Origin of the sequence: Streptomyces sp. NPDC087859 (genome assembly GCF_044742595.1) — a bacterium.
GTDB lineage: Bacteria > Actinomycetota > Actinomycetes > Streptomycetales > Streptomycetaceae > Streptomyces > Streptomyces canus_F.
In genome coordinates this window covers 77,148-102,109 of record NZ_JBIUUU010000029.1, presented here as the reverse complement: position 1 = coordinate 102,109, position 24,962 = coordinate 77,148, and the positions used below count along the sequence as shown (strand labels likewise).

The 24,962-nt window shown below is 69.7% G+C and carries 27 protein-coding genes and 1 pseudogene; 7 read left to right on the top strand and 21 right to left on the bottom strand.

The annotated features are described in order from the left end of the window. Positions 1–205: 205 nt before the first annotated feature. The gene (locus tag ACIOHP_RS45945; protein WP_401897201.1) at positions 206–982 is read right to left on the bottom strand and encodes an alpha/beta fold hydrolase; all 777 of its coding nucleotides are present in this window, start codon (positions 980–982) and stop codon (positions 206–208) included. Positions 983–1,094: 112 nt separating this feature from the next. Here ACIOHP_RS45945 and ACIOHP_RS45940 point away from each other — a divergent pair, with 112 nt between their 5' ends. Then, the gene (locus tag ACIOHP_RS45940; RefSeq protein WP_401897214.1) at positions 1,095–1,922 is read left to right on the top strand and encodes a helix-turn-helix domain-containing protein; all 828 of its coding nucleotides are present in this window, start codon (positions 1,095–1,097) and stop codon (positions 1,920–1,922) included. 255 nt (positions 1,923–2,177) lie between these two features. Beyond that, positions 2,178–2,918 (top strand): hypothetical protein, encoded by a 741-nt coding sequence (locus ACIOHP_RS45935; RefSeq protein ID WP_401897198.1) that lies wholly within the window; start codon positions 2,178–2,180, stop codon positions 2,916–2,918. Positions 2,919–2,961: 43 nt separating this feature from the next. Here ACIOHP_RS45935 and ACIOHP_RS45930 read toward each other — a convergent pair whose 3' ends face one another. Continuing rightward, positions 2,962–3,261, bottom strand: coding sequence for a hypothetical protein (locus tag ACIOHP_RS45930; RefSeq protein WP_401897196.1), 300 nt, complete (start codon positions 3,259–3,261; stop codon positions 2,962–2,964). Positions 3,262–3,591: 330 nt separating this feature from the next. On the opposite strand from ACIOHP_RS45930, the gene ACIOHP_RS45925 reads away from it, so the two are divergent. Together ACIOHP_RS45925 and ACIOHP_RS45920 are read left to right on the top strand one after the other, a co-directional pair. Beyond that, entirely contained in the window at positions 3,592–4,071 is a 480-nt protein-coding gene (locus ACIOHP_RS45925; RefSeq protein ID WP_401897195.1) for a hypothetical protein, read from the top strand. A gap of 127 nt (positions 4,072–4,198) precedes the next feature. After that, positions 4,199–4,627, top strand: a complete 429-nt coding sequence (locus ACIOHP_RS45920) for a hypothetical protein (RefSeq protein ID WP_401897192.1) — start codon at positions 4,199–4,201, stop codon at positions 4,625–4,627. Between the two features lie 30 nt (positions 4,628–4,657). Here ACIOHP_RS45920 and ACIOHP_RS45915 read toward each other — a convergent pair. Continuing rightward, positions 4,658–5,243: pseudogene (locus tag ACIOHP_RS45915) on the bottom strand (transposase). A gap of 181 nt (positions 5,244–5,424) precedes the next feature. Between ACIOHP_RS45915 and ACIOHP_RS45910 the strand changes: the two are divergent. After that, positions 5,425–5,643, top strand: a complete 219-nt coding sequence (locus ACIOHP_RS45910; RefSeq protein ID WP_401897189.1) for a hypothetical protein — start codon at positions 5,425–5,427, stop codon at positions 5,641–5,643. Positions 5,644–5,749: 106 nt separating this feature from the next. Here ACIOHP_RS45910 and ACIOHP_RS45905 read toward each other — a convergent pair whose 3' ends face one another. Further along, positions 5,750–7,228 carry an MFS transporter gene (locus tag ACIOHP_RS45905; protein ID WP_401897186.1) on the bottom strand — a complete coding sequence of 493 codons (1,479 nt, stop codon included), beginning with the start codon at positions 7,226–7,228 and terminating at the stop codon, positions 5,750–5,752. Between the two features lie 101 nt (positions 7,229–7,329). Between ACIOHP_RS45905 and ACIOHP_RS45900 the strand changes: the two genes are divergently transcribed. Both ACIOHP_RS45900 and ACIOHP_RS45895 read left to right on the top strand, forming a co-directional pair. Further along, the gene (locus ACIOHP_RS45900; protein ID WP_401897184.1) at positions 7,330–7,821 is read left to right on the top strand and encodes a MarR family winged helix-turn-helix transcriptional regulator; all 492 of its coding nucleotides are present in this window, start codon (positions 7,330–7,332) and stop codon (positions 7,819–7,821) included. 754 nt (positions 7,822–8,575) lie between these two features. Next, positions 8,576–8,971, top strand: a complete 396-nt coding sequence (locus ACIOHP_RS45895; protein ID WP_361560545.1) for a hypothetical protein — start codon at positions 8,576–8,578, stop codon at positions 8,969–8,971. 50 nt (positions 8,972–9,021) lie between these two features. Here ACIOHP_RS45895 and hypE read toward each other — a convergent pair whose 3' ends face one another. The 17 genes from hypE to ACIOHP_RS45810 form a co-directional block, all read right to left on the bottom strand. After that, positions 9,022–10,104: a hydrogenase expression/formation protein HypE gene (gene hypE / locus ACIOHP_RS45890; RefSeq protein WP_401897181.1), complete on the bottom strand. Its 1,083-nt coding sequence runs from the start codon at positions 10,102–10,104 to the stop codon at positions 9,022–9,024. After that, positions 10,097–11,224, bottom strand: coding sequence for a hydrogenase formation protein HypD (hypD, locus tag ACIOHP_RS45885; RefSeq protein WP_401897178.1), 1,128 nt, complete (start codon positions 11,222–11,224; stop codon positions 10,097–10,099). The genes hypE and hypD overlap by 8 nt, the downstream gene beginning before the upstream one ends. Next, positions 11,221–11,523: a HypC/HybG/HupF family hydrogenase formation chaperone gene (locus tag ACIOHP_RS45880; protein ID WP_361560535.1), complete on the bottom strand. Its 303-nt coding sequence runs from the start codon at positions 11,521–11,523 to the stop codon at positions 11,221–11,223. The genes hypD and ACIOHP_RS45880 overlap by 4 nt, the downstream gene beginning before the upstream one ends. A 31-nt stretch (positions 11,524–11,554) precedes the next feature. Further along, positions 11,555–13,939: a carbamoyltransferase HypF gene (gene hypF, locus ACIOHP_RS45875; RefSeq protein WP_401897175.1), complete on the bottom strand. Its 2,385-nt coding sequence runs from the start codon at positions 13,937–13,939 to the stop codon at positions 11,555–11,557. Next, a complete protein-coding gene (gene hypB / locus ACIOHP_RS45870; protein WP_401897174.1) occupies positions 13,936–14,691 on the bottom strand; it encodes a hydrogenase nickel incorporation protein HypB in 756 nt (251 codons plus the stop codon). Before hypB ends, hypF begins: the two co-directional genes overlap by 4 nt. A gap of 3 nt (positions 14,692–14,694) precedes the next feature. Continuing rightward, positions 14,695–15,096 (bottom strand): hydrogenase maturation nickel metallochaperone HypA, encoded by a 402-nt coding sequence (gene hypA, locus ACIOHP_RS45865; protein ID WP_361560526.1) that lies wholly within the window; start codon positions 15,094–15,096, stop codon positions 14,695–14,697. Positions 15,097–15,239: 143 nt separating this feature from the next. Further along, positions 15,240–15,344, bottom strand: a complete 105-nt coding sequence (locus ACIOHP_RS45860) for a DUF6893 family small protein (RefSeq protein ID WP_388842187.1) — start codon at positions 15,342–15,344, stop codon at positions 15,240–15,242. Then, entirely contained in the window at positions 15,341–15,907 is a 567-nt protein-coding gene (locus tag ACIOHP_RS45855) for a hydrogenase maturation protease (RefSeq protein ID WP_401897171.1), read from the bottom strand. The genes ACIOHP_RS45860 and ACIOHP_RS45855 overlap by 4 nt, the downstream gene beginning before the upstream one ends. After that, a complete protein-coding gene (locus tag ACIOHP_RS45850; RefSeq protein ID WP_401897169.1) occupies positions 15,904–17,334 on the bottom strand; it encodes a hypothetical protein in 1,431 nt (476 codons plus the stop codon). The genes ACIOHP_RS45855 and ACIOHP_RS45850 overlap by 4 nt, the downstream gene beginning before the upstream one ends. Next, positions 17,331–18,014, bottom strand: coding sequence for a DUF6084 family protein (locus ACIOHP_RS45845; protein ID WP_361560517.1), 684 nt, complete (start codon positions 18,012–18,014; stop codon positions 17,331–17,333). Before ACIOHP_RS45845 ends, ACIOHP_RS45850 begins: the two co-directional genes overlap by 4 nt. Beyond that, positions 18,011–18,652: a DUF5947 family protein gene (locus ACIOHP_RS45840; protein ID WP_361495982.1), complete on the bottom strand. Its 642-nt coding sequence runs from the start codon at positions 18,650–18,652 to the stop codon at positions 18,011–18,013. Before ACIOHP_RS45840 ends, ACIOHP_RS45845 begins: the two co-directional genes overlap by 4 nt. Beyond that, complete coding sequence (locus ACIOHP_RS45835) at positions 18,649–19,167, bottom strand: hypothetical protein (RefSeq protein WP_401897166.1); 519 nt, start codon at positions 19,165–19,167, stop codon at positions 18,649–18,651. Before ACIOHP_RS45835 ends, ACIOHP_RS45840 begins: the two co-directional genes overlap by 4 nt. Beyond that, positions 19,164–20,948, bottom strand: a complete 1,785-nt coding sequence (locus ACIOHP_RS45830) for a nickel-dependent hydrogenase large subunit (RefSeq protein WP_057610712.1) — start codon at positions 20,946–20,948, stop codon at positions 19,164–19,166. The genes ACIOHP_RS45835 and ACIOHP_RS45830 overlap by 4 nt, the downstream gene beginning before the upstream one ends. A gap of 89 nt (positions 20,949–21,037) precedes the next feature. Further along, complete coding sequence (locus tag ACIOHP_RS45825; RefSeq protein WP_401897163.1) at positions 21,038–22,126, bottom strand: hydrogenase expression protein HypE; 1,089 nt, start codon at positions 22,124–22,126, stop codon at positions 21,038–21,040. A gap of 63 nt (positions 22,127–22,189) precedes the next feature. Beyond that, positions 22,190–23,971, bottom strand: coding sequence for an enoyl-CoA hydratase-related protein (locus tag ACIOHP_RS45820; RefSeq protein ID WP_401897212.1), 1,782 nt, complete (start codon positions 23,969–23,971; stop codon positions 22,190–22,192). A gap of 194 nt (positions 23,972–24,165) precedes the next feature. Beyond that, the gene (locus tag ACIOHP_RS45815) at positions 24,166–24,423 is read right to left on the bottom strand and encodes a hypothetical protein (RefSeq protein WP_361560505.1); all 258 of its coding nucleotides are present in this window, start codon (positions 24,421–24,423) and stop codon (positions 24,166–24,168) included. Continuing rightward, entirely contained in the window at positions 24,410–24,724 is a 315-nt protein-coding gene (locus ACIOHP_RS45810) for a DUF6400 family protein (protein ID WP_401897161.1), read from the bottom strand. The genes ACIOHP_RS45815 and ACIOHP_RS45810 overlap by 14 nt, the downstream gene beginning before the upstream one ends. Between the last annotated feature and the right edge of the window lie 238 nt (positions 24,725–24,962).

Below are 24,962 nucleotides of genomic sequence, written 5' to 3'. Positions count from 1 at the left end.
ACAAGGGCCCCACCTGCTGAGCGTGTCTCGGCACGGCGCCGGGCGATGAGACCGACCTGCTCGTCGCCCCGGTCGGCCGCGGCAAGCAGGTCTGGCTGGGGTGCGTATCAACGCGGGAGGGTCGGGCCTAGGCCTCGCACTGTCACGCGGCGGGGCGTCCCGCGGGTGATCGGGGACGAAGTCGATTTTCAGGCCGCGCAGATGGTCAGGCTGCTGGTGCGAATGCCGTGATTGCGTCGACGAGGTCGGCCGGAGCTTCCAGCGGGATCAGGTGACCCGTGTTCGGAATCACCGTGAAATCGGCTCCGGAGAGGTAGGGCACCAGGTTGTTGACGAGCACGTCGACGGGCTCGACATGGTCGTTCTCCCCGGCGACGACGAGGGCGGGGACGCTGATCATGCGGGTGTGCTCGCAGACGTCCTCCGCGATGCCGCGCAGCGGCCACTCCGTGCGGGCGGCGTCGGTGCTGGCCCGCGAGTCGGTCGCGATCTGCGACTTGATCGATTCAGGCAGCTCGGTCGCGGTGAGGATGTGATCCCGTGCGCCGGCGACGGACTCGTCGGAGTCGTAGGCGTGGGAAAGGCCTTCCCGGTACTCGGGAGTGATCCCTGCGGCGGGCTTCGCCGGACCGGAACCGACGAGGATGATCCCCCGGAGGCCGGCGGGCCGGGTCGCCGCGATGAGCTGCGCGACCTTGCCACCCATGGAATGTCCGACGAGGACGTAGTCGGTGACGCCCGCGTCGGCGATCACGGCGAGCGTGTCATCGGCGAGTTGGCGGAGGGTGTAAGGGCCGGCCAGGTTGCTCGAGCGACTCCACCCGCGGAAGTCGACAGTGAGCATGTCGCGTCCCGCCAGGCGGTCGACGACGAGGTCCCAGGTGCGGGCGGATCCACCCCAGTAGTGCAGAAACACCAGGGTCGGTCCGGTCCCCGGCCGGTGGTCATAAGCGGGCAGTAGCGGCTGCTGCGTCGTGTTCATCGTGAATCTCTCGATCAGTGTTCTGGGGCGGTTGTTCTGTGTGTTCATTGAATCTCTGCCGCTGTGCCGGGGCATCGGCATGACTGGTCGCCTGATGGTGGAAACTGGACAGATGACTGTGATCCGGCAGATGACCTACCAGCCCGTCGGGCGCCGTGCCGCCACTGTCGAAATCATGACGTTCGACCGCCTTCGCGAGCTGAACGACGGCGGGACACAGCGTGCCGACTTCCACGTCCTCGCCGTCGTCGATGCCGGGCACGGATCCGTCACCGTGGACTTCCTCCGACACCCGCTCCAGGAGCGGTCCGCGGTGTGGGTCGCTCCTGGAGCTGTGCACCGATGGGATGACATCGCTGGCGTGGCTGGGCACGTCGTGCTGTTCGTGCCGACCGCGCCGGTCACCCACGCCACCCGGGAGCTCGTCGGGTCCCCGGACCTGGTTGCACACTGGAACATTCCCGACGCCGACTGGCCGTTCGTCGACACCGCCCGCAACCATCTCCTCCTCGAAGCATCCGCCCCACCAGCGGATAGCTCGACGGAGCTGCCCGAGATCCTGCTCTCCGCGCTCATCGCCCGGCTCCGGCCCCCGCACGCCGAAGCACGGTCGATCAATCCGGTGTTTAGACTGTTCCGGTCCAGCGTCGAAGCGCACTACCGGGAACATCACGACGCCGGCTACTACGCCCGGACACTGGGATACGCGCCCCGCACCCTCTCAAGAGCGGTGCAGCAGGTCACCGGCCGCAGCGCGAAGGCGTACATCGTCGATCGGATCGTCCTGGAAGCCAAACGGCTCCTCGCACACGACCGCCTCACCGCGGCCGCCTGCGCCAACACGCTCGGCTTCCCCGACGCGTCCAACTTCTCGGTGTTCTTCCGGAAGGCGACAGGCATGCGCCCGGGCGCATGGCAGGCGACGGTGGCCGTCGAGTGAGGGGGTGTACTTAAGAAGGGCACTCAAATCCATGATCACAGAGCGTTGCACCTCCGTGATCGCCAGGGCCCAGTACCCGCCTCGCTGTTTGGGTACCATCGCGCCTATCTGCGCGGACTCTAAAGAGATAGGGGCCCGAACGGATCGTCGCGGTCGTCGTGGGGCAGAGTGCAAACCGTCACTGACCTGCGATGGAATTCGATCGTTATCGGCAATCTGGCCTGAGCATGCGCTGATCAACATAGGTTCGCGGCCATGGACAGCCCCCAGCAGAACACCATCAGCGAGCCCGAGCTCATCACGGGCTTCCCCGAGCCGCCGGCCCCGGACGCCGCAGGCGCAGTCGGCCCCTCCGCGCAGGGCAGGTCCCGGTTCAAGGCCTGGGCATGGGGCGGGCTGGCGGGCGCCGTGGCAGCATCGGTCGTGTGGGGCGGAGGGCTCTATGCGGTCGGAGCTGCCGGCACACCGGAACCGGTGGTCGGATATCGCGTGACCGACAAACTGTGCGACAAGACCCTCTGGCCGGGGCTGAGCAGCCGGTTCGTCACGTCCCCGGACTGGCTGTCCTCGGTGACGAAGCACCCCGCCATGGACACGGCGGACTGCTTCGGCGAGCTCCACGCTCTCGGGAAGGGCGCCCACAGCGCTCAGCTCGAGCTCTCGGTCGTCCTGCACAAGCAGACCGACCTGACAGCCGAGTTCGAGGCCCGGCGGGCAGGCACCACCAAGCGGTTCGCGGCAGGCGGCGGTGGCGGGGCAACCGAGGTGCACCGTGTTCCCGGCCTCGCGGACCACGCCTATCTGGTCACGAATGACTTCGGTGGCGGCTCACACTGGATGCAGCTGAACGTGCTCGACGGCCAAGCCGAGTTCACGCTGGGGATATCCACCCAGAGTTTCGGAGACCTGCCCCCGGCCCCCACTCCCACGGAACTCGAACCGCTCCTGATCAAGGACATGAAGGACCTCATGCGCAGCCTCAGGAAGAACAGCTGACACCCGCAGCCCGGGCATCCGGAGAACCCGGACACTCTCGCAATCACCCCTCGTCGGGGTATCCCCACTCCACGTCGATGTGAGCCTCGGGCGCAGTGGCACGGATCGACTGGGTCACGTCGGACTCGAACTGCTCGGACCACTTTGCGAACCCGCTGATGATGATCGGTCCGTTTTCGCTGCTCGTCATGACCTTGGGCGGGTCATGAAAAACGCCCACGTACATCCACGAGTCGATGCCGTGCTCCTTGAAAACCTCTTCCACTGTCACCCCCACCGCGTCGGCTTCCTCAGCGGAGGCAAGCTTCGTGATGTCCAGGTAGAGGTGGATGTTCACAGACATGCGCCCACCCTAGCCTCGACCTCACAACGGCCCGTCACACCCAGCGGCAAGCATCAAGGAGGCGGCCGGCGGTGACCGCATCGAGGATGCGTGGAGTACGCGCAACACGCCCTCGTCGCTCGGATCTGAGCGCACCCCCGGCACACGACCTCCGCTGGGGCTGTGGACGTGCCGCACCCCGCACCGCAGTTCACTAACCCGCCTGCGCTCGTCCGGCAGCTCAAGGGAAGAGGGTCGGTAGTTCTGTCCGCTGTGGCCCTGGTTCTGCGGGGCGGACGATCGCGCCGCGCCTCCGTCGAAGCAGGCCAGCAGGCCCTGAGCTGACCGGTCATGGATGCGGGACTTGCTGCGCTGCTCAGCGCGGCCGTGGGGGCGCTGGGCACCGGCGGTGCCGCTCTAGCGACCGGGCTCTTGGGCCGTGGACAGGCTCGGACACAGCTCGGCGCCGAGCACGTGCGGTTGCTGCGCGAGCCTCAGCGGGCCGCGTACGTCGCGTTCGCCCAATGCTTCCAGGAAGTGCACACCCTCCACTCGGAGGCAGCGAAATCCGCGTCCGAGATGACACAGGCCGAAGAACCGGACCGCAGCAGGCTGCTGAATGCCGCCGACGAGGCGTACGCGCGAGCCGGTGAACGGCTGCACGGCGAACTTTCACGACGCCGGCTGCCGGCGCGCCGATGCGTGACGAAGCTAGGCGCTGGTCACCGATGCAGGGTTCTGGCGGGCTGGATGAGAGTGAAGTGGTGGCCGTTGAAAGGTGTGGAGCGGGTTTCCGACTTCTCCCGCCACCAGTCGCGGCTAGTGCTGTGACCCCATAGGTTCGCCGGGTTGTTCGTGTGCTCAGCTCCTCGCCGATCCGTTGCTGATGATGCGCGGAGATCAGCGCAAGGTGACACCTTCGTGATCCATACTCTGTGGCGGAAGCTTCGGGGAGGGCATGTCCTTGCAGCACAGCGGTGGGATTACACGAGCAGTCAGGCGAGCAGCGGCCGTTGTCGTTGCCGCTGTCCTGATGAGCGGTTGTTCGTCGGACGATCCAGCGCAGGCCAAGGAGCGGCAACGGGATTACTGCACCAAGCTGGGGTCCTGGCAGGACGCGGCGCACGCCACGACAACCGGCGAGCCAGACGCCGATGCCGGTGACGGACCGGGTGTCCAGTCGCCCGAGTTCGATAACACCGAATCGGCAGGGCATGCGGTCATCGAGGCCTCGAAAAGGCTTGACCGGGCAGGCCTGGAACACGGTGGCACCGACATCCTCGATGACACCGTCAACGCGGTCGGCGGCGACATCGGGGCTGAGGGTCGGGCAGTGTCCTACTGCGATGGCTCAGGTTTCGAGACCTTGGTCAGTTCGGCTGGCTAGTGCTGTGAGCGCATGGGTTCGCCGGGTCGTTCAGACCGCGGCGGCGAGGGGGCGTCTGCCCCATCGGATGCCCTTCTCGCTGCGGATGCGGGCGCGTTCCTTGCGTTCGGCGGCCAGGACGCCCGGGTGGCGGGCGTTGGCGTTGCGCCAGCGGAGGTAGGCGTGCAGGGCTCGGGTCTGGACGGTGTGGTTGGGGTGCTGTGTAACGCTTCGCGGCCGATGCGAATGATCCGGCCGTGGACTCTGCGCAGGGAGGCGACAAGTTTGCGCAGTGACCAGCGAGTGAAGGGCTGGCCGAGCTTGACCGGGCGGGTGGTGGCCGTCTGGACGACGAAGTCCTCGTCGTCAGGGCTGAGTTGGCGGGGACGGCCTCCCGCCCACTGAGGGTCCAGACAAGCCAGGCCGATCTCGTTGAACCGGTGGATCACATCCCGGACGGTGTCCTCGTCGGCCGCCACGAGTTGGGCGATCACCGGCACGCGTTCCCGCCGGCCGAGGCCAGCAGCATCATCGCGCGCCGGTAGCGCACCGAATTGGTACTGCCCCGGCGCACGATCTGCTGCAGCTTCTGCCCCTCCTGATCGGTCAACCTGCGCACACGGACAGGCTCAGCCACCGCGCCTCCAGCGGTCGGATCGGACGTCACCCCACATCCAACCGCCACCACGGCCAGCCCGGCGAACCTATGCGGTCAGAGCACTAGCGGCGCCCGGACACGGGCAGACGGCAGCCGTCCGGAGCGTATCCGCTGTCTTCGCCCATCCGAGTGTCACCCACACGAAAGCATCACGCAGGACATGGCGGTCACGACCTCCATGCCGATGACCGGGCCCGTCTTCGCCCCGTACGCGCACCAGTTGAGGCCCATCCGGAAGGTGATGACGGCGCTGGCGACCACGCCGATCGCGAAGCCGACGGCGAAAGATGCGCCGCCAGAACCGGAACATCTGGAGGTAGACCGCCCTGCCGGTGCGCCAGTGCAGGCCGTAGACGACCGACAGGAAGATCGACAGTGATCGACGGGAAGGTCATGTGGAACATGACGGTGATGGCGAACTGCCATCGCGACAAGTCGAGAAGACTCATCGCTGCTCCCTTGCGAGGGGGGCGAGAGGGGCGGGTTCAGGCTTCGACGACCGGCGTGGTGGCCGACGCGGCAGCAGTGAAGCGCGGCAGTGCGGCGGCGCCGATCGCGAGGAGGGCGACGATGCCCATGTGTACGTATTCGACTCCGGCGAAGGCGTGTGCGACGCCGTGCGGTGCTAGGCCGATGTAGAGGGTTCCGAGCGTGGCCACCCCGAGGGCGAGTCCGCTCTGCTGCAGAGTGATCAGCGCGCCGCTGCCGATGCCGCCGAGGTGGGCGGGGACATCGGCGAGGACGCTGCGGAACAGACCGGCGAACAGCATCGACTGCCCGGCCCCGGCCAGAGCGAGCGGCAGGGACATGGCCCACAGGCTGACGTGTGGCCACTTCACGAGCAGGACCGTCACCAGGCAGACCAGGCCGGCGAGTTGGACGACGGCTCCGGCAGACAGGGCTGCCCTGCCGAAGCGAGTGAGGAGGCGGGGTGCGAGCAGGGAGCCGGCGAAGAAGAGCAGGGCCATCGGCAGGATCGCCAGACCGCCGTGCAGGGCGTCGGCGTGCAGGCCGTTTTGGACGGTGAGCGCGAAGACGAACATGAACGCGCCGAAGCCGATGCTGAAGGCGAACACCATGACCAGGCCGCGGGACATCGACGGCAGACGCAGCAGCGACGGCGGCAGCAGCGGGACCTCGCCGCGCCGCTCGGCGCGCGTCTCCACAAGGTAGGTGGCAGCGCCGAGCACGACCGCGGCGGCGAGCAGCAGCCAGGTCCACCACGGCCAACCCAGGGAGTGGCCCTGCGTGAGGGGGACGAGCAGGGCGGTCAGGGTGGCGGCGAACAGTACGGTGCCAGGCAGGTCGATGCCGACAGGGTGGTGCGAGCGGGTGTCGGGCACTATCCGGGCCGCGACGATCAGCACGATCACACCGATGGGCACGTTCACCAGGAAGATCGGCCGCCACGAGGTGCCGGCGATGTCGGCGCTGACCAGCAGGCCCCCCGCCAGCTGACCGACCACGGCGGCGATGCCGGAGGTGGCCCCGTACAAGGCCACGGCACGGGACTTGCGCTCCCCTTCGAGGACCTGGTGGAAGGTCGCCAGCACCTGGGGGACCAGCAGAGCAGCGGTGGCGCCCTGGACGATGCGGGCTGCGATCAGCGCACCTACGCCGGGGGCGACACCGCAGGCCAGCGACGCCAGTACGAAGCCCACGAGGGCGCCGAGGAAGACACGGCGGCGGCCGTAGCGGTCGCCCAGCCGGCCTCCGAGGACGAGCAGCGTCGCGTACGCCACTCCGTACCCAGCAATCACCAACTCCAGCGCGGACGCCGAGGCATGCAGGGAGGCGTCGATGCTGGGCAGGGCCACGTTGGTGATGAAGAAGTCCATGATCGGCAGGAACGCGCCCGCGAGCAGGATGAACACTCCGGCCGGGTGCAGCCCGCCCGCGCGGGCCACAGCGAAGGGCGAGAGCGCGGTCGCCCTGGCCTGTGAGGAGGAGGTGGTTGTCGTCACGACGACTCCAGAAGAGCAGAAGAAGTTATGGACTCATAACTATGAGCAAATAATGAGTATGCCCCCATAACTAATTGGCGGCAACCCCGTACCCTGAAGCCGTGACGGAGGACCGAGGACGCCAGACAGACCCCACAGCAGGGACGGACCACGAGGATCGGTGGGCCGAGCTGGCCGACCTCGTGCTGATCATCAGCAGGGAGATCCAGTTCCGCCGCTACACGGACGAGCAGGCCGTCCACCTGTCGCAGTCCGAGGGCATGGTCATGCGCTACCTCAAGAGCGACCCCGCAGCACCGCCCAGCCGGATCGCGGACGCGACCGGTCTGCAGCGCACCAACCTGTCCACCGTCCTGCGCGGGCTCGAACAGAAGGGGTTCATCGAGCGGCACACCCACTCGGGCGACGGTCGCGGCGTGACGGTCCACTCCACCGAGCGCGGGCGCCGCAACGCCGCCCTCGTACGACAGGAATGGGCCACGACCGTCTCCGAAGCCGCCCACCACGACTCCGAAAACCTCGACGCCGCCCTCTCCCTGCTCAGGGCCGTGGAACACGGACTCACCAGGACACGACCACAGACCCGAACCTGACGTCTCGCGACAGGAACCGACCGGGCGACCACAGCCGAGTGAGGCCGGCGCAGCCGACAGCCAGGAGCGGGCTCCGCAGGCGTTCCACCAGTGCGCATGCCGCGCTTGGCCCCCTGACTGTGGCCATGGCCCGCTCGCCGAGGCAGCGGATCATGGTGTGGGTGCTGTTGCGGCGGCGCTTCCATCTCTTGAGGCGGCGGCGCGGAAACGGTACTCGGACGGGTTTGCCAGCGCCTTGACATGTCTTGTCCGCCCAGCGTTTGAGCCCTGCGTCGGCAAGGGCTTCGATGACTCCGTACGTACGGGCAGCGGCCAGCCGTACAGTGAGCCGTCGCCAAACTCACCTGTCGGATGGGCAGTTGACCTGACGGACGAATGAAGCATCGACACCCAGCACCCGCGGCACACGCGCGGGCACTACCGGGGCCGCGAGCAGGCTCAGCAGATGAGTACGGCCGGTGGGTAACTGCAGGACCCGGCATAGACCAATCCTGGGCCGTACCCTGCCAAGTCCCCTACCGTTGGCGCATTTATGCAGGTCATGGATACGCAACGGCTGTACCACCAGCCGACGAAGAACCTTCTGGTCAGCTGCTTACCCAAGAAGATGGGCTTCTTCTAGAACCCCAAAAGGGCATCTGGCCCGGTAGGGCCAAGTGCAACATGCTCGAAACATCACAAGGAGGGATAATTTACCCATCGTGGGTGCGCGTGCCCGGCGCCCCCCTCTGACCATGAAAAGGCGGATCGGACCATGTCGAAGAAGCCACGTTCGTCCGAGCCACCACACGGAAAGGGCCCCAGCCGTCATCAGGGCACCGAGCAGCATGGCTGGTCGCCCGATGTGGATGAGACGCGCCAGGAGGACAACCCGAGCGCCCGCCGCTCCTTCCGTACGACTGAGCAGGCCGGCGAACGAGGCCGGGGCCGGACGAAGTCCGCGGAGGAGAAGAAGTCCGTCCCGGGTGACACGGTCGAGAGCCGCGGTGCACGCGGCGAGGAGTACGGCGACGCGGACGAGAAGGGCAGACGCGACGCCGGACGCAGGGGCCGCTCCCAGCGCCCCAGCGGCACCAAGGACGCTTCTGCCACGACCGGCGTGGACCCACAAGAACCGCAGGACCCGCCGTCCGAACGCCGACCGCGTTAGCGGTCCGTTCGGCGCCCGAACGGCAGGCTCCTCGACGCGCGAGACGCGTGTCAGCAGATCCGCGGCAGTTGCTCCCCGATCGGCAGATCGACCACCCGCGTTCCCCCCAGGCCGGTCCGGGCCACGACCATGCCGGGGTGCGCCTCGACGGCCTCACCGATGATCACGGAGCCCGCGCCCAGAGGATGGGCTCGCATCGCCTCGAGAACGGCGTCGGCGTGCTCGCGTGGGACGAAGGCCACCAGCTTGCCCTCGTTGGCGATGTACATGGGGTCCAGTCCGAGAATGGCACAGGCGTTGGCCACGGCCGTCGGGACCGGGACGTCGCGTTCCCGGATGACCACCCCTGTGCCGGAAGCCTCCGCGATCTCGTTGAGCGAGGCCGCCAGGCCGCCTCGGGTGGGATCGCGCAGTACGTGCAGATCCGGGGTGACGGCCAGCATGGCGTCGACCAGACCGCCGAGTGCCGCGCAGTCGCTCGTGATCTCCACTCCGAATTCCAGGCCCTCGCGAACGCTCATGACCGCCACCCCGTGGACACCGATGGCGCCGCTGACGATCACCACGTCGCCGGGAACAACCCGCTGAGGGCGCAGATCGACGCCCGCCGGGACGAGACCGATGCCCGCCGTGTTGATGTAAATCCCGTCGCCATGTCCGGCCTCCACCACCTTGGTGTCGCCGGTCGCCACCTCCACACCGGCGGTGCGCGCGGCCGCACCCAGCGCCTCGGACACCCGCGTCAGCACGTCCAGCTCGACGCCCTCCTCCAGGATGAATCCGCAGGAGAGATAGGCGGCACGGGCGCCGCTCATGGCGAGGTCGTTGACGGTGCCGTTGACCGCCAGGTCACCGATGCTGCCGCCGGGAAAGAACAACGGCCGCACCACGTAGGAGTCGGTGGAGAACGCCAGCCGGGCACCACCGAGGGAGAGGACGGCGGCGTCACCCATCTGGGCGAGCACCTCGCCTCCGAAGGCGGGCGCGAAGATCTGCTGGACCAGTTCGGCGGAAAGGACTCCACCGCCGCCGTGGCCCATGACGACGCGGGGCCGGTCGCGTACCGGTGCCGGGCACGTCCACGCCTCGATGTCCAGAGCGGCGGGGACGGGGAGATCGGTGGTGTCAGACAACGGAGGTCGCCTCCCGGGCCGTGGTGGTGGGCACGTCGAGCCGCCGGTAGAGGTAGTACGCCGCGCAGGCGCCCTCGCTGGAGACCATGGTGGCCCCCAGGGGCGTGCGCGGGGTGCACAGGGTGCCGAAGGCCTCGCACTCGTGCGGCTTGAGCAGCCCCTGCAGGACCTCTCCGCTGCGGCACTCGGCGGGTTCGGCCGTCTGAATGTCGCCGACCGCGAAGCGGTATTCGGCGTCGTGGTCACGGTACTTCGACGACAGCCGCCAGCCGCTGTCGGGGATCACCCCGATGCCGCGCCAGGCACGGTCGGTGACCTCGAAGACGTCCTCCAGCATGGCCCGGGCGGCCGGGTTGCCCTCAGGGCGGACGGCACGGGCGTAGGCGTTGTCGACGGTGTACTCACCGCGTTCCAGCTGGCGGACGGCCCGGCGCACGCCTTCGAGGATGTCCAGTGGCTCGAAGCCCGTCACGACGATCGGAACGCGGAAGCGCTCCGCCAGGTCCGGGTACTCCCCCACCCCCATCACGCTGCAGACGTGCCCGGCCGCGAGGAAGGCCTGCACACGGCAGCTCGGCGACGACATGATCGCCTCGATGGCGGGCGGTACGCGGACATGGGACACCAGCATGCTGAAGTTCGGGATGCCCAGCTTCCGGGCCTGATGGACTGTCATGGCGTTGGGGGGTGCGGTCGTCTCGAAGCCGATGCCGAAGAACACCACTTCGCGGTCCGGGTTCTGCTGCGCGATCCGCAGCGCGTCGAGCGGCGAGTAGACGACGCGCACGTCACCGCCTTCCCCGCGGACCTGGAACAGGTCCCGTCCGGTGCCCGGCACGCGCAGCATGTCGCCGAAGGAGCAGAAGATCACCCCCGGCTGGGAGGCGATCTCCAGAGCCTTGTCGATGACCTCCAGCGGGGTCACGCACACAGGACAGCCCGGCCCGTGGATCAGTTCGACCTTCTCCGGCAGGAGTTGGTCGATGCCGTGACGGATGATGCTGTGCGTCTGCCCTCCGCACACCTCCATCAGGGCCCACGGCCTGGTGACCGTGGCGTGGATGTCGTCGAGGAGCCGACGCGCCAGCTCCGGGTCCTGGAACTCGTCGATGTACTTCACTGCCGCACCTCGTTCACGGTGTCCTCGCCCGACTCGGCCGCCGCCGTTTCCCAGGGGTCGCCGAACTCCTCCTGCAACATGCCGAGTTCGGCGAAGAGTTCGAGCGTCTGCCGCGCCGACTCCTCGTCCAGCCGTTGCAGGGCGAACCCGACATGGACGATGGCGTACTCGCCGACCTGGAGGTCGGGCAGGTACTCCAGGCACACCTCCTTGACCACGCCGCCGAAGTCGACGGTGGCCATCCGGGTGCCGTCCCGTTCCTCGATGTCCAGCACTCTGCCGGGTACCGCCAGGCACATGAGCCTCTCCTCGCTGTGGGTCGCGCGTTGCTCAGTCGGTGGGAGTGGCCCGGGCGGCCACCATCAGCTGGCCCAGCGCCAGGCCGCCGTCGTTGGGCGGCACCATGTGGTGCCGCAGTACCGTGAAGCCGTCCTCGCGCAGGGCTGCGGCACAGGCCGAGGAGAGCAGCGTGTTGGCGAAGACGCCTCCCGTCAGGGCGACCGTGTCCAGCCCGTGCTGCTCTCGCGCCCGCGCGCAGATCCGGTGCACCAGGCCGGTCACGCCCCGGTGGAAGCGAGCCGCGACCCGGGCCGGCTCGGTGCCCGCGCGCAGGTCGCCGACGATCGCCGCGAGTACGGGTGCCGGATCGGCCCGTACGACGCCGCCCCGGTTCTCCTCCGACGCGTGCAGGGCGAAGGCGTACGCGGTGGTGTCCTCGGCGGGTGCGTGCACAGCCGCCCCCTCCAGCTCGACGGCGGCCTGCGCCTCGTATCCGGCTCGGTGGCACACCCCGGCGAGAGAGGACACGGCGTCGAAGAGCCGGCCCATGCTGGACGTGGGGACACAGTTCAGATCGCGCTCCAGCTGCTGTCCCAGCAGGCGGAGTTCGTCGGGCGGGCAGGCGGCCGTACAGGCGAGGTCGTCGGACCAGTCGATCCCTGCCGCCCTCAGATGGGCCAGTGCCATGCGGTATGGCCGGCGCACCGCGGCGTCGCCCCCGGGCAGCGGAACGTACGCGAGGTGCCCGAACCTGGTGAAGCGGTCGTAGTCCGCGAGCAGGAACTCCCCGCCCCACACGGCGCCGTCGTCGCCGTGGCCCGTCCCGTCGAAGGCGACGCCGATCACCGCGCGCGTGCCGTCGAGCCCGTGCTCGGCCATCGCGGCGGCGACGTGCGCGTGATGGTGCTGGACGCGTACGACGGGCCGGTGCGCCGCGTTCCGGTCGGCCCAGCGGGCGGAGCGGTAGCCGGGATGCCGGTCGGACACCAGGGTCTCGGGCCGCACCCCCGTGATGGACTCCAATTGCGTCGCCGCGCGCTCGAAGGCCCGCTGCGTGCCGACGTCGTCCATGTCTCCAATGTGCGCCGACAGCCAGGCGCTGCGACCCGACCCCAGGCAGAAGGCGTTCTTCAGGTCTCCGCCGACGGCGAGGGCCGGCCGCACGGGCAGCGGGAGGGGCACCGGCAACGGGGCGTAGCCACGTGAGCGGCGGATCACCAGCGGCTCCCCGTCGCAGACGCGTACCACGGAGTCGTCGCACGGAACGTGGATCGGCCGGTCGTGCGTGAGCCAGGCGTCGGCCAGGTGCGCGAGCCGCTCCAGCGCCTCGGTGTCGTCGGTGACGATCGGCTCACCGGACACGTTGCCGCTGGTCATGACAAGCAGCCGGGGGCCGTCCGGGTCGCCGGGCAGGCCGAGCAGCAGATGGTGCAGGGGCGTGTACGGCAGCATCACGCCGAGGTCGGGGCTCCCGGGCGCGACGGCCTCGGCGGGCCACGGCTCCCCGGCGGTGTACGACGGATGCGGACGCCGCCTCAGCAGGACGACCGGCCTGGCCCGGCCCTCGAGCAGGCCCCGCTCCTCGGGGCTCAGCCGGACAAGGTGGCGGACGTCGTCCGCGGCCCTGGCCATGACAGCGAACGGCTTGTCCCCGCGCGCCTTGCGGCGTCGTAGGAGGGCGACCGCCGCCTGGTTCGTGGCATCGCAGGCCAGGTGGTAGCCGCCCAGGCCCTTCACGGCAAGGATCGCGCCCCGCGTCAGCAGTGTGCGCGCCTCAGTGACCGGGTCCGCACCGTCGACACTCCTGAGCCCTGGCTCCTGGGCGACGACCAGCCGCAGACGCGGCCCGCAGGCCGGGCAGGCGACCGGCTGCGCGTGGAAACGGCGGTCGGCCGGATCCGCGTACTCCCGGGCGCAGTCGAAGCACATCGCAAAGCCGGCCATGGTGGTGTTGGCCCGGTCGTACGGCACGCCGGTGACGATCGTGAAGCGCGGTCCGCAGTGGGTGCAGTTGACGAACGGATGGCGGTAGCGCCGGTCCGCCGGGTCGGCCAGCTCGGCGAGGCAGTCGGCGCAGGTGGCGGAGTCCGGGGAGACCAGGGTGCGGGCCGGTCCCTCGGTGCGGGAGGTGAGGATGGTGAACACGGTGCCGCCGACGGAAGGCATCTCCAGGTGGTGGACGGACTCGACGCGGGCCAGCGGGGGTGCCTGGGCGGCGATCCGGTCGCAGAACCGGGCCACGGCCGAGGCGGTGCCCTCGACCTCGACGACGACGCCCTCCGGGGTGTTGGTCACGTGTCCGGCGAGGGCGAGTTCGGTGGCGAGGCCGTACAGGTAGGGCCGGAAGCCCACGCCCTGAACCACTCCCCGGACGGTGACCCGTCGGCGTCGCGGACTGTCGTCGGCGACGGCGGCCGGGGCCTGTGGACCGCTCACGAGTGGGTACGGGCCATCGTGCCGATGGCCTCCGTGTGCGCGTGGGTGTGACCGTGGTGATGGGGCAGCCGGGCCATGACCGGCGAGTGGACGGGGGCGCCGTCCGCGGCTGCCATCGCCCTGTCGAGCAGCGCGCCGACTCCCTGCCCCCGGCGTGCCGAGGTCAGGACCACCTCGACTCCGGGGTTGACCTGTTCCACATTCGCGCGGAACGCAGCCTCGTCGAACTCGACGGCCTCCGCGATGTCGATCTTGGTGACCACGACCAGGTGGGCGAGGCCGAAGGCGGTGGGGTACTTGAGCGGCTTGTCCTCGCCCTCCGTCACGGAGGCGAGGGTGACCCTCAGCGTCTCCCCCAGGTCGTAGGAGGCCGGGCAGACCAGGTTGCCGACGTTCTCCACGAACAACAGCCGGGTGTCGTCGGGCAGCCATCCGTCCAGGTGCCCCGCGAGCATCCCCGCCTCCAGATGGCACAGTCCGTCGGTGAGTACCTGCTTGACGGGGACCCCCGAACGCGCCAGCCGGGCCGCGTCGTTCTCGGTGGCCAGATCGGCGCTCAGCGCCGCGACGGAAACGGCCCGCTCCCGTGCCCGCAGCAGTTCGCGCTCCAGCAGCGCGGTCTTGCCGCTGCCCGGACTGGACAACAGGTTGACGACCGCGGTGCCTCGGGCAGTGAGGCGAGCGCGCAGGTCGTGGGCGCTCGCGTCGTTCTTGGCGAGTACGGCCTGCCGCAGGTCGACGACACGGCACATGGTTCAGCGCTCCTCGGAGATCGGTTCGCGGGCGGGCGCGTGCGGGGGGCCGAGGCCGTCCTCCCAGTGCACGTCGACGATCTGCAGTTCCCGGCCCGCGAGCAGGTCAGTCTGCGTACCGCCGCACGCGGGGCAGGTCAGCCGGGGTGGCATGCCGACGGCCCATTCGTGTGAGCAGGGTGTGCAGCGGGCCCGCCCCGGCACCGCTTCGGTGATCAGTTCGGCGCCTTCCAGCAGGGTTCCGGCGCAGGCCAGTTCGAAGGAGAAGGCGAGTGCATCGGGTACGACGCCGGCCAGCTCGCCCACCTGGAGCCGTACCGATCGCACCGCCGTGACGCCTTTGGCCCGCGCGGCGGCCTCTTCCACCTGGTCGACGACGGCCAGCGCGACGGACATCTCGTGCATGGGTCTCCGTCCTTCCGAAGATGGCCCCCCGCCGGGCTTCATTAGAGGCGGGCGCCGCCTGGTCGAGCGGCCCGGCACGCCGTCACCGGCCGGCAGATACACCGTTCGACGCAACCTCACGGCGCACCGCTGGCTCCCACGTGTCACATCCGTCGGATGCGCAGGTAGCGCCGGAGGTCGGGAAGCACCTCGGCGAAGACGGCGACCAGGGCGGCGAGGGCCGCTCCTCCGATGACGATCTTCTTCATCCCGTCTCTCCTCGTGTCGAGATCCCACCGGCCGTGGCCCGCGGCGCGGACTCTCCCGGCTCCCCGTGCCTCAGCAGCTTTTCGATCAGCCGGACGGCCTCCGGTACGGCGTCGGACACCGGCGGGCTGAGACCGATGCCCTCGTCCACCGAGGCTGGTTCGCATCCCACGACCAGGACGCGGCGTGGTGGCTCGCCGCCGGTCCCGGCGCACAGGGTGCCCAGCAGGGCCAGGACGGTGTCGGGGGTCATCCGGTGGCCGTCCAGCGCGGGGGCGGCGGGTGAAGGGCTCCCTCCGCCGACGTCGTGCTCGATCACGTACAGCGTGCCGGGGGCTTCGCCGCGTGCCGTGGCGTCCACGAGAACGAGGGTGTCGTAGCCGTCCAGCAGCTGATAGGCGAGGTGCACCCCGCGCACTCCGATGTCCACGACCTCGATGTGTCCGGGCAGGTCGCGCTCGGCGAGTCGGCGTGCGGTCTCCACCCCGAAGCCGTCGTCTCCGAGGAAGACGTTGCCGATGCCCGCCACGAGAGTCCTTGGACCTGGCGGTGGGAGATGGTTCATACGTCGTCCTCCAGCGGTGTGACCTCGTCGGGCTGGAAGTACAGGAACCGTCCCTGCTCGCGGCGGACGTCGGCGCCCGGGTCGCCCTCCACGGTGACCGCCAGGTGCACCCCGCCGTCCACGTCGTGCAGCACCGCCTCGACCTTCGCGGCGCGGCCCTGCAGGAAGATGTCCTGCGCGTCGGTGCGCCGCAGGCCCGGGTGCAGTTCGACGCGGCTGCCCTGGCCCACCGACCGGCCGTCGACGAGCACACGGTCCTGCGCCGGGTCGAAGCCCGCCTCGCTCGCGGGGTCCCACCAGGGGGTGTCCGGCCGCATCACCCCGTATTCGTCGGGGAAGCCGTCGTCCGGAGCGGCGGGGCCGGGCCCGGTCACCTCACGCAGGCTCCGCACCGCCCCGTGCAGACGTTCCAGAACCTCGGGCGGCATCGAGTCGGCCAGCTCGATCACGGCGGCCGCCCGCTCGTCCGTACCCCGGGCTTCGCGTTTCTCCTCCTCGGTGAGGGCCGCGGTGCGCAGGGCGAGGATCTCGTCGATCTCGAGGGCGTCGTAGAGCGCGCCGGGGCTTTCCGGCGCGATGGCCGGATGGTCCTCCAGGATGATCGGCGAGGACAGCACGAGGTCGGCGCGGCCGGCCTCGCCCGCGAGTACGGGCCAGGTGTGCAGGTTGCGGCAGGCAGCGACCGCGCCCTTCGCCCACTCGGGGGGATCGGTCATCGACAGGAATGATCCGGCGCTGAGGGCCATGAGGAGGTGGCTGGCGACCAGGGAGTGCGGCAGCGCCGCCTCCCGGTCCGCGCCGCGGCCCTCGGGCGCTGTCCAGTCGCTGGTGTTCTCGACGACGGCGGTCAGCCGCAACACCCGGTAGGGGCCGTCGAGTTCGCGGGCGGAGAGCCGTACGGTCCCGCTGATCTCCTCGCAGCGCCGGACCAGTCGGCCGACGGTTCGGCCGACCTCGTCCAGGACCGGCTCGGTGTCCTCGCGGGCAGGGAGCCGGAAGGGATGTGTGACGCCGTCACCGAGGAGCTCCTCAATCGGCGCGACCACCGCGACGCGCTCCTCGCTTCCCTCGTCCCAGGGCACCAACACCCGGTCGTCGAGGCGGAGTTCGGGCACCGTGTCGAAGCCGCCGTCCGGACGGGCCCGCTGCACCGTGCGCCTTCGGGCGTGCAGGAACCGCACCTCGGCCGAGAGGGTCGCCCCCGCCTTCGGTTCCATCAGGCATTCGGTGTGCTGGAAGTCGTTTTCCTCGCACTCGGTGCCCCAGCCGGGCGGCACGAGCACACCGAACTGCCAGCGCAGCCGGTTCTTGGCCGCCGAGGCGCGGTACGGGTAGAGCACATAGCCCTCGAAGAGGACGGCGTCGGCCACCTGTCGGGCGAGAGCGAGGCGCTCCTCGGTCTCGGGGGCGAACGCGGTCACGGTCACGGATCGGTCCTTCCGGTGGTGGCGGTGAGGGCGCGCAGGGGGTCGTGCGCGGGCGGGTCGGCCCCCTCCAGCAGCGCCGCGACGGTCGCCTCCCAGGAGGGCAGGGCGTGCCGGGAGCGGTAGGCGAGGAGGGCGTCCATGGTGTCGCGGGGCAGCCGGATCCAGCCGCAGCCGGGGAAGTGCTGCTCGACCATCTCCCGCCAGGCGGTGACGGGCATCCGGAAGGCTGCCTCGCGGTCCCACGGGACGGGCTCCACCTGGAAGCCGCCGGTTCCGGTGAACGCCGTACCGGAGAAGAGCATCAGCAGGGGGACCTCGCCGTCGGTGAGGGCGGTGAGGTAGCGGGTGGCGGCGATCTCCATGTCGTAAGTGCAGGGCACGACGAGGTCGGTCTCGATCTCTCCGGTGAAGCTCGGGACCATGACCGAGACCTGGGCGAACTGCACCGGCTGGAGCGTGCTGCCCCAGCGTGAGCGCTCGCCGAAGAGGTCCGCGAGGCCGTCGGCCTCGGCGGGCTCGTAGCCGCGGCGGGCGGGTTCGATGCGGATCTGGCAGCGCAACGCGAGGGCGTGCACGCGCGCGTTGTCTGCGGCGGTGACGCGCAGCCGGAAGACGAGGGTCGGCCCAGCGGCGTACCGGTCGGCGCGGACGCCGGTGCAGGCGAAGGAGAATTCGGTCACGGGTGCCCCACCTCTCCCAGGGGCCGGACGCGTCGCGCGACGTCCGCGAAGAACGCGTCCAGCGCGGCGCGGGCCTCGGCTCCACCGTCGAATCCCTGCCACAACAGGCGCATACGGCCGACGAGTTCGTAGCAGATGTCGATCGGTACGAGGTGGCACTCGAAGCGGCCGTCGGTGCGGCGCAGCAGCAACGCCTCCACGTCGGGTTCGAGCAGTTCGGTGAGCCGGCTGCCACCGAGGACATCTGTCCACGTGGCCGGTTCGAGTTCGCTCTCGGTGGCTCCGGCCGGGCTCGGGTAGAGGGCGACCAGCCGGTCGAGCGCCGCGTTACGGAAGAGGAAGGCGACGCCGACCGGGATCTGCAGCGCCTCCCACGCGCTCTCGTCGAGGCGGTGTCCGGGATCGGTGAGGTAGCGGGCCGGGACCGTACGGAAGCGGCCCGCGGCGGCGCCCGGCTGCTCCATCAGCAGCGCGCACGGGGCGCAGGCGCAGACAAGGGCGCGTTTGTCGGTGTCGACGAGATGACGGTGGCCCGCCTCCACCGCCACGGCGCACAGCTCGCACCGTTCGGTCTGCGGAGGTCGCTCGGTGAGGAACCTCCGCAGACCGGGCGTGCGCGTTTCCGGGGACGCCGTCATCGAGCCCCCGTCGGTGCCGTGCTGATCTGCAGGAGCGTGGGCCCGGCGGGTGCGGTCTGTACGTCGACGGCCCGGACCTCCGGCGCGAAGCAGGCGAGCGCTGCCTCCGCGGCCTCCCGGGCACCCGTGCCGGAGCCGCAACCGCAGCCGCCGGGCTCCCGGGACCGCAGCGTCAGGGTGCCGCTCTCGTCGTCGAAGCCCACCACCTCCAGGGTGTGTTCCCGAACACCGTCGAGGGCGCGGGCGATGCGGGTGTCGCGGTCCTCGGGGTGCAGGTCGTGCAGGACGAGCAGGCTCGCGACCAGGTCGTCGCCCAGGAGGCGTGCCGCTGCTTCGCCGGGAGCACCGGACAGCAGCTGGAGGATGCGGGCGAGGCCGGCACCGTAGAAGTCCATGAGGGACCGGACGAGTTCCTCCGCCGCCGCGGCGGCGGCCGGGTCGCCGCTCGCGGCCAGCCGGTCGAGCACCTCCTCGACACGGCGCCCGGTCTGCTCCGTGGAGCTGACCGCGCTCATCCGCCCAGTCCGCTCAGGCCGGTGGGCACGTGCATGGACTTCACCGTCTTGCCGCCCCCGACGTACATGTGCACGCCACAGGGCAGACAGGGGTCGAAGCTGCGGACGGCGCGCATGATGTCGATGCCCTTGAAGTTCTCCGGGGTGTTCTCCTCGAAGATGGGCGTGTTCTGCACGGCGTCCTCGTACGGGCCGGGTGTGCCGTAGGTGTCCCGGACGCTGGCGTTCCAGGGGGTCGGCGGGTACGGGTGGTAGTTGGCGATCTTGCCGTCCCGGATCACCATGTGGTGGGAGAGGACACCGCGGACCGCCTCGGTGAAGCCGACGCCGATGCTCTCGTCCGGAACCTCGAACTTCTCCCAGGTCTGGGTGCGTCCGGCGCGGACCTCTGCCAGTCCCTTCTCCGCGAAGTGCAGGGCGACGGCGGCGGAGTACGCCTGGAAGTACGTGCGGGCGCGGTTGCGCTCCAGCGCGTTGGACCACTTCGGGATCTTCCACTCGAAGGTGGTCTCCGGCTTGGTCATGGTGCGGGGCAGGTTGATGACCACGCTCTGGCCGGTGGCCTTGACGTACCCGATGTCGACGAGACCGGACAGGGCGGTCGACCACAGGCGGGCGATGGGGCCGCCGCCGGTGTCCAGGGCGAGGTGGTCCTTGCCGTCGAACCAGCGCGGGGACATGACCCAGCTGTACTTGTCGTCGAAGTTCCGCTTCTGCGGGGTGGGGATGGTGTGCTGGTTCCACGGGTGACGCGGGTCCACCGGGTTCCCGAGCGGGTCATGGGTGACGAACTGCTCCTGTCCCTGCCAGTCCTCGTAGTAGGAGCTGCCCAGCAGGATGCGGATGCCGAGGTTGATCTCGGTGAGATCGTTGGTGACGAGCTTGCCGTCGACGATGATGCCGGGCGTGACGAACATGCGCCGGCCCCAGTCCGTCATGTTGGCGTAGGTGAAGTCGCAGTACTCGGGGTCGTTGAGCGCGCCCCAGCAGCCGAGCAGGACACGTCGGCGGCCGACTTCCTCATACCCGGGCAGCGCCTCGTAGAAGAAGTCGAACAGGTCGTCGTGGAGGGGCACGACGCGCTTCATGAACTCCACGTAGCGCATCAGCCGGCTGAGGTAGTCCGTGAAGAGCTGCACGGAGGCGATGGTTCCGACGCCGCCCGGGTAGAGCGTGGAGGGGTGCACATGGCGACCCTCCATCAGGCAGAACATCTCGCGCGTGTAGCGGCTGACCTGGAGGGCCTCGCGGTAGAACTCGCCCTCCAGGGGGTTGAGCGAGCGCATGATGTCGGCGATCGTGCGGTAGCCGTGCTCTGCGGCGTGCGGGGCCTCGGTGCGCTCGGCGAGTTCGAGGACGCCGGGGTTGGTCTCCTTGACCATCTTCTCGCAGTAGTCGACCCCGACCAGGTTCTCCTGGAAGATGTTGTGGTCGAACATGTACTCCGCGGACTCGCCGAGGTTGATGATCCACTCACCGAGGTGCGGGGGCTTCACGCCGTACGCCATGTTCTGCGCGTACACCGAGCAGGTGGCGTGGTTGTCGCCGCAGATGCCGCAGATGCGGCTGGTGATGAAGTGGGCGTCGCGCGGGTCCTTGCCGCGCATGAAGACGCTGTAGCCGCGGAAGACCGACGACGTGCTGTAGCACTCCGCGACCCGCTTCTGCTTGAAGTCGATCTTGGTGTGGATGCCCAGGCTGCCCACGATCCGCGTGATCGGGTCCCAGGCCATCTCCACCAGGCCGCTGCCGTCGCCGGCCGCCTTCGTCGTCGGTGCCATCTGTGTGCCGTGCCCTTCGTTGCGCGGGAGGTTCGTGTGGGGGGTGCACGAAGCGGGGAGCGGATTACCGCGTCACTCGCGGCGGATGCTCACCACGGGGGCCGGTAGCCGGTGGTGATCTTCTCTCCGGTGCGGCGCCACTTGGGCTCCTTGTCCACCGTCTTCGCCGTGATCGAGCGCAGCTTGCGGACCACGGCTCCATAGGCGCCGCTGGCCGTGCTGGAGAGCTTGGCGCCGGGCGGCTCGTCCATGAACGGCATGAACTTGTCGGGGAACCCGGGCATGGTGCAGGCGATGCAGATGCCGCCGACGTTGGGGCAGCCGCCGATCCCGTTCATCCAGCCGCGCTTGGGCACGTTGCACTTGACGACCGGACCCCAGCAGCCGAGCTTGACCAGGCACTTCGGCGAGTCGTACGACAGGGCGAACTCACCCTGCTCGTAGTAGCCCGCGCGGTCGCAGCCCTCGTGCACGGTGGCCCCGAACAACCAGGTCGGGCGCAGCTTGTCGTCCAGCGGGATCATCGGGGCGGCGCCGGCCGCCTGGTAGAGCAGATAGGTGAGCGTCTCGGAGAAGTTGTCGGGCTGGATCGGACAGCCGGGGACGCACACGATGGGGATGCCGGCATGGGACTTCCAGTCCCAGCCGAGATAGTCGGGCACGCCCATCGCGCCGGTCGGATTGCCTGCCATGGCGTGGATGCCGCCGTAGGTGGCGCAGGTGCCGATGGCGACGACCGCCAATGCCTTCGGGGCGAGCCGGTCGATCCACTCGCTGGTGGTGATCGGCTGGCCGGTCTCCGGGTTGTCGCCGAATCCGCACCAATAGCCCTCGGGTTTGATCGCCTCGTTAGGGATGGAGCCCTCGACGACCAGGACGAACGGGTCGATCTCGCCCCGCTCCCCCTTGAAGAACCACTCGATGAACGTGTCCGAGCCGCCGACCGGACCGCACTCGAAGTCGATGAGCGGCCAGTGGACGGCGATCTTCGGAAGACCCGGCAGCACACCGAGCACGATCTCCTCGATGCTGGGCTGCATGGCCGCCGTCAGCGCGACCGAGTCACCGTCGCAGCTCAGGCCCGCGTTGATCCAGAGAATGTGGATCGTGGGTGTCTCGTCGGCGGGCGCACCGCTCGCGTCCGCAGCGCCGACCGTGTCCGGCGTCGCCTCAGTCATGGGACCGCCTCCTGGGGAGGTAAGGAATGAAAGCCCAGATTTCGACCATCGCTTCTCTTCGTATCAACCGTTCGGCCGCGACGAGACGCCATGCAGGGCCATTCCGGTGACATCCGCGGTGGAGGGGGTCGGACCGGTTTGCGCGACCCGGGCGGGACCGAGGTGCGGCGGGGTGCACGCCGGCCGCTCCTTGTGGACGAAGGAACGACGCAGCGCGTGGTACGGGGCATCCGGGTCGTCGAAGGTCCGGCGCATCCGCGCCAGCTCCCGCTCACGGAAGCCGGCCAGCGGGGTCATGCTCTCCAGCCGGTCCAGCTCCGACTTCTTCGCGGAGATCCTTGACGCCGTCGCCGACAGTGACGCCAGCCGGGCCGCCAGGCCGTCGACCTCCCCCGCGAACGCCCGCGGAGCGCAGTCGACCACCCGGTCGACGAGGCCGAGGCGCAGGGCGGCCGCCGAGCTCACCGGGAGGGCCTCACGCATGAGCCGTTCGGCCGTCGCCGGACCCACCCTGCGCGGCAGGGTGTGCGTCCAGTACTCCGAGCCGTACAGGCCCATCAGGCGGTAGTGGGGGTTCAGCACGGCGCCTGAGCGGCACCACACCTCGTCGGCCGCCAGGGCGAGCATCACCCCGCCCGCCGCGGCGTTGCCCGCGACCGCGGCGACCACCAGCCGGTCCGTCGTCGTCAGGACCGTCTCGACCAGATCGTCGATGGCGTTGATGTTCGACCAGGACTCGGCAGCCGGGTCGTCCGCGGCCTCGATGACGTTCAGGTGGATCCCGTTGGAGAAGAAGTCCCGTTCGCCGCCCAGCACCAGGACGGACGTGGGCCGCTCGCACGCTTCCCGGTAGGCGTCCAGCAGACGCCGGCACTGCTCCGTGCTCATGGCGCCGCCGGGGAAGGAGAACGAGAGGAACCCGACGTCCCCGTCCTCCCGGTAGCGGATGTCCGTCCAGGTACGGTGCCTCACCTCGGGCAGCACGGGCAGGGCATGATCGGGCAGGGGCGGCAGCAGGTCGCCCAGTGCTCGCACGGCAGGCAGTTTGTACGTGGGCGGCTGCCCGGGCACGCGCCGGGGCCGCAGCTCGGGGATCCACACGGCGCCGTCCCTGGTGGCCCGGCAGACCGCTCCGGCCCGGGTGGCCAGCAGCTCGCCCGGGCGGCCGCGCAACACACTCTCGGGATGACCGCCGTGCAGATACCACTCACCGCCGAGCAGCACGTCCAGCACACCGGGCTGCGAGTCCGCCGCTCTCAGCTTGCGCAGGACGTCCTGCGTGGAGTCCTCGGCCCAATCGATCCGCCGTACGCTCTGGTCGAGGTACGGACGGACGCGCAGGCGAGCGTCGGCCGTGCATGCCGCGTCCTGCTTGCGCGGTACGTGGGTTCCCGAGGCGAAGCGTTCCACCGCGAGCATGACGGCCTCGAGCGCCGCGTCGGCGATCTCGCCCCGGTACAGCTCGCTCTTGGGAACCTGAGGGACCCGGCACGGTACGGAGGCCCACACGTCACCGGCGTCCATCTCCCCATCGGCCTGCAGGACGGTGACGCCCCACTCGTCGGCGCCCTCGTGAATCGCCCAGTCCAGGGAGGACGGTCCGCGGTCGCCCACGGGCCCCGGATGGACGACGAGACACGTGTGCGCCGTCCACACCTCCTCGGGAATCGCCGTCTTCAGCATCGGCGCCACGATGAGCTGTGGCGCATGCTGTCGCACGGCTTCCGGCAACGGGCTGCCGGGCAGGGCCAGTTCCACCGCCACGGTGTGGCCACGGTCCCGCAGTTCGGCGTGGGCACGCTGCGTCAGGCTGTTGAACGCGCTGGCTAGGAGCAGGATGTGCACGGCTGCCTCCGGGCGGACGAACGGCAGGCAGCGATGGCTGCCGACCGCGATCCTCGGCCAAGGCTGTCCGCCGTCCCCGACGACAGACCGTGAGGTCATCCGAAAGCGGGCGCCGATCCGCCGTCCGGCGTTACCGGCCACAGCCCGCGGCGGCACCGACGACCCGGCTCAACTGAGTCAGCCGTTGTAAATGATCACCGTCTTCGCAGGCCGCTGGTAATGCGCTCCCACGCGGATCGGGTGGCACCGAAGTGGGTCTCGTGTGTCCAGATGTGGGTGCACGACCGGCACTGCAGGTGGAGCAGGCTGCCGACGTTGGAGAGCAGGTAGCGCCAGTGCTCGGAGCAGGTGCGCCCTTGCTCGCAGGTGGCGCACCCGCGACGGTCGTCGCAGCTCGGGCAGGTCACCCAGGCGCGACGCCCGACGTCGGCCTGTGGGTCAAGCGGAAGCATGGCCGCCCCCTCCCCGCGGAAGCACACCGGCCGAGACCAGTTCGTCGTAGACGCGCTGCTGCTCCGCGCTGAGGCCGGAATAGAGCAGCTCATACGCCGCTTCCTCGCCGCGTAGTGCGGCGACGGGGTCCCAGTCGGGGCCGAGAGCGTCCAGGACATGAGCGCGCCGGAGCAGTTCGTGTGAGCTCAGGTCGACGTCCAGGTCGACCGAGGGGAGGGCGCCAGGTCGGTCCGCCGCAGGCCTGCTCGCTGCAGCGGGTTCGTCCGGTTCGCCGGGAAGGGCGCGGTCATGGGGGGACATGCGACCGAACGTAGGTAAGCGTTCCTCGCCCCGGCAAGAGCAGGTGGGAGAAGTCACAACAGGCCCTGCGACCCCGGGGCACCCGGACGCAGACCCCACATCGGCCGGGTGGGAGCTGGGCGAATTCCCCACACCGCACGGGTACGCCCCGGGAGAAGGCCCGCAGCGGGCCTCGCCGCGCGCCACACCCATCTACGCCTGCACGGCCGGCGAACAGGCCCGCGCCGCCCGCCGGGCC

Coding starts and splice junctions, on each gene's coding strand:
- ACIOHP_RS45945 (WP_401897201.1), bottom strand. CDS start 982: ATGAACACGACGCAGCAGCCGCTACTGCCCGCTTATGACCACCGGCCG.
- ACIOHP_RS45940 (WP_401897214.1), top strand. CDS start 1,095: ATGACTGTGATCCGGCAGATGACCTACCAGCCCGTCGGGCGCCGTGCC.
- ACIOHP_RS45935 (WP_401897198.1), top strand. CDS start 2,178: ATGGACAGCCCCCAGCAGAACACCATCAGCGAGCCCGAGCTCATCACG.
- ACIOHP_RS45930 (WP_401897196.1), bottom strand. CDS start 3,261: ATGTCTGTGAACATCCACCTCTACCTGGACATCACGAAGCTTGCCTCC.
- ACIOHP_RS45925 (WP_401897195.1), top strand. CDS start 3,592: ATGGATGCGGGACTTGCTGCGCTGCTCAGCGCGGCCGTGGGGGCGCTG.
- ACIOHP_RS45920 (WP_401897192.1), top strand. CDS start 4,199: ATGTCCTTGCAGCACAGCGGTGGGATTACACGAGCAGTCAGGCGAGCA.
- ACIOHP_RS45910 (WP_401897189.1), top strand. CDS start 5,425: ATGGCGGTCACGACCTCCATGCCGATGACCGGGCCCGTCTTCGCCCCG.
- ACIOHP_RS45895 (WP_361560545.1), top strand. CDS start 8,576: ATGTCGAAGAAGCCACGTTCGTCCGAGCCACCACACGGAAAGGGCCCC.
- ACIOHP_RS45880 (WP_361560535.1), bottom strand. CDS start 11,523: ATGTGCCTGGCGGTACCCGGCAGAGTGCTGGACATCGAGGAACGGGAC.
- hypB (WP_401897174.1), bottom strand. CDS start 14,691: ATGTGCCGTGTCGTCGACCTGCGGCAGGCCGTACTCGCCAAGAACGAC.
- hypA (WP_361560526.1), bottom strand. CDS start 15,096: ATGCACGAGATGTCCGTCGCGCTGGCCGTCGTCGACCAGGTGGAAGAG.
- ACIOHP_RS45860 (WP_388842187.1), bottom strand. CDS start 15,344: ATGAAGAAGATCGTCATCGGAGGAGCGGCCCTCGCCGCCCTGGTCGCC.
- ACIOHP_RS45855 (WP_401897171.1), bottom strand. CDS start 15,907: ATGAACCATCTCCCACCGCCAGGTCCAAGGACTCTCGTGGCGGGCATC.
- ACIOHP_RS45840 (WP_361495982.1), bottom strand. CDS start 18,652: ATGACGGCGTCCCCGGAAACGCGCACGCCCGGTCTGCGGAGGTTCCTC.
- ACIOHP_RS45835 (WP_401897166.1), bottom strand. CDS start 19,167: ATGAGCGCGGTCAGCTCCACGGAGCAGACCGGGCGCCGTGTCGAGGAG.
- ACIOHP_RS45830 (WP_057610712.1), bottom strand. CDS start 20,948: ATGGCACCGACGACGAAGGCGGCCGGCGACGGCAGCGGCCTGGTGGAG.
- ACIOHP_RS45825 (WP_401897163.1), bottom strand. CDS start 22,126: ATGACTGAGGCGACGCCGGACACGGTCGGCGCTGCGGACGCGAGCGGT.
- ACIOHP_RS45815 (WP_361560505.1), bottom strand. CDS start 24,423: ATGCTTCCGCTTGACCCACAGGCCGACGTCGGGCGTCGCGCCTGGGTG.
- ACIOHP_RS45810 (WP_401897161.1), bottom strand. CDS start 24,724: ATGTCCCCCCATGACCGCGCCCTTCCCGGCGAACCGGACGAACCCGCT.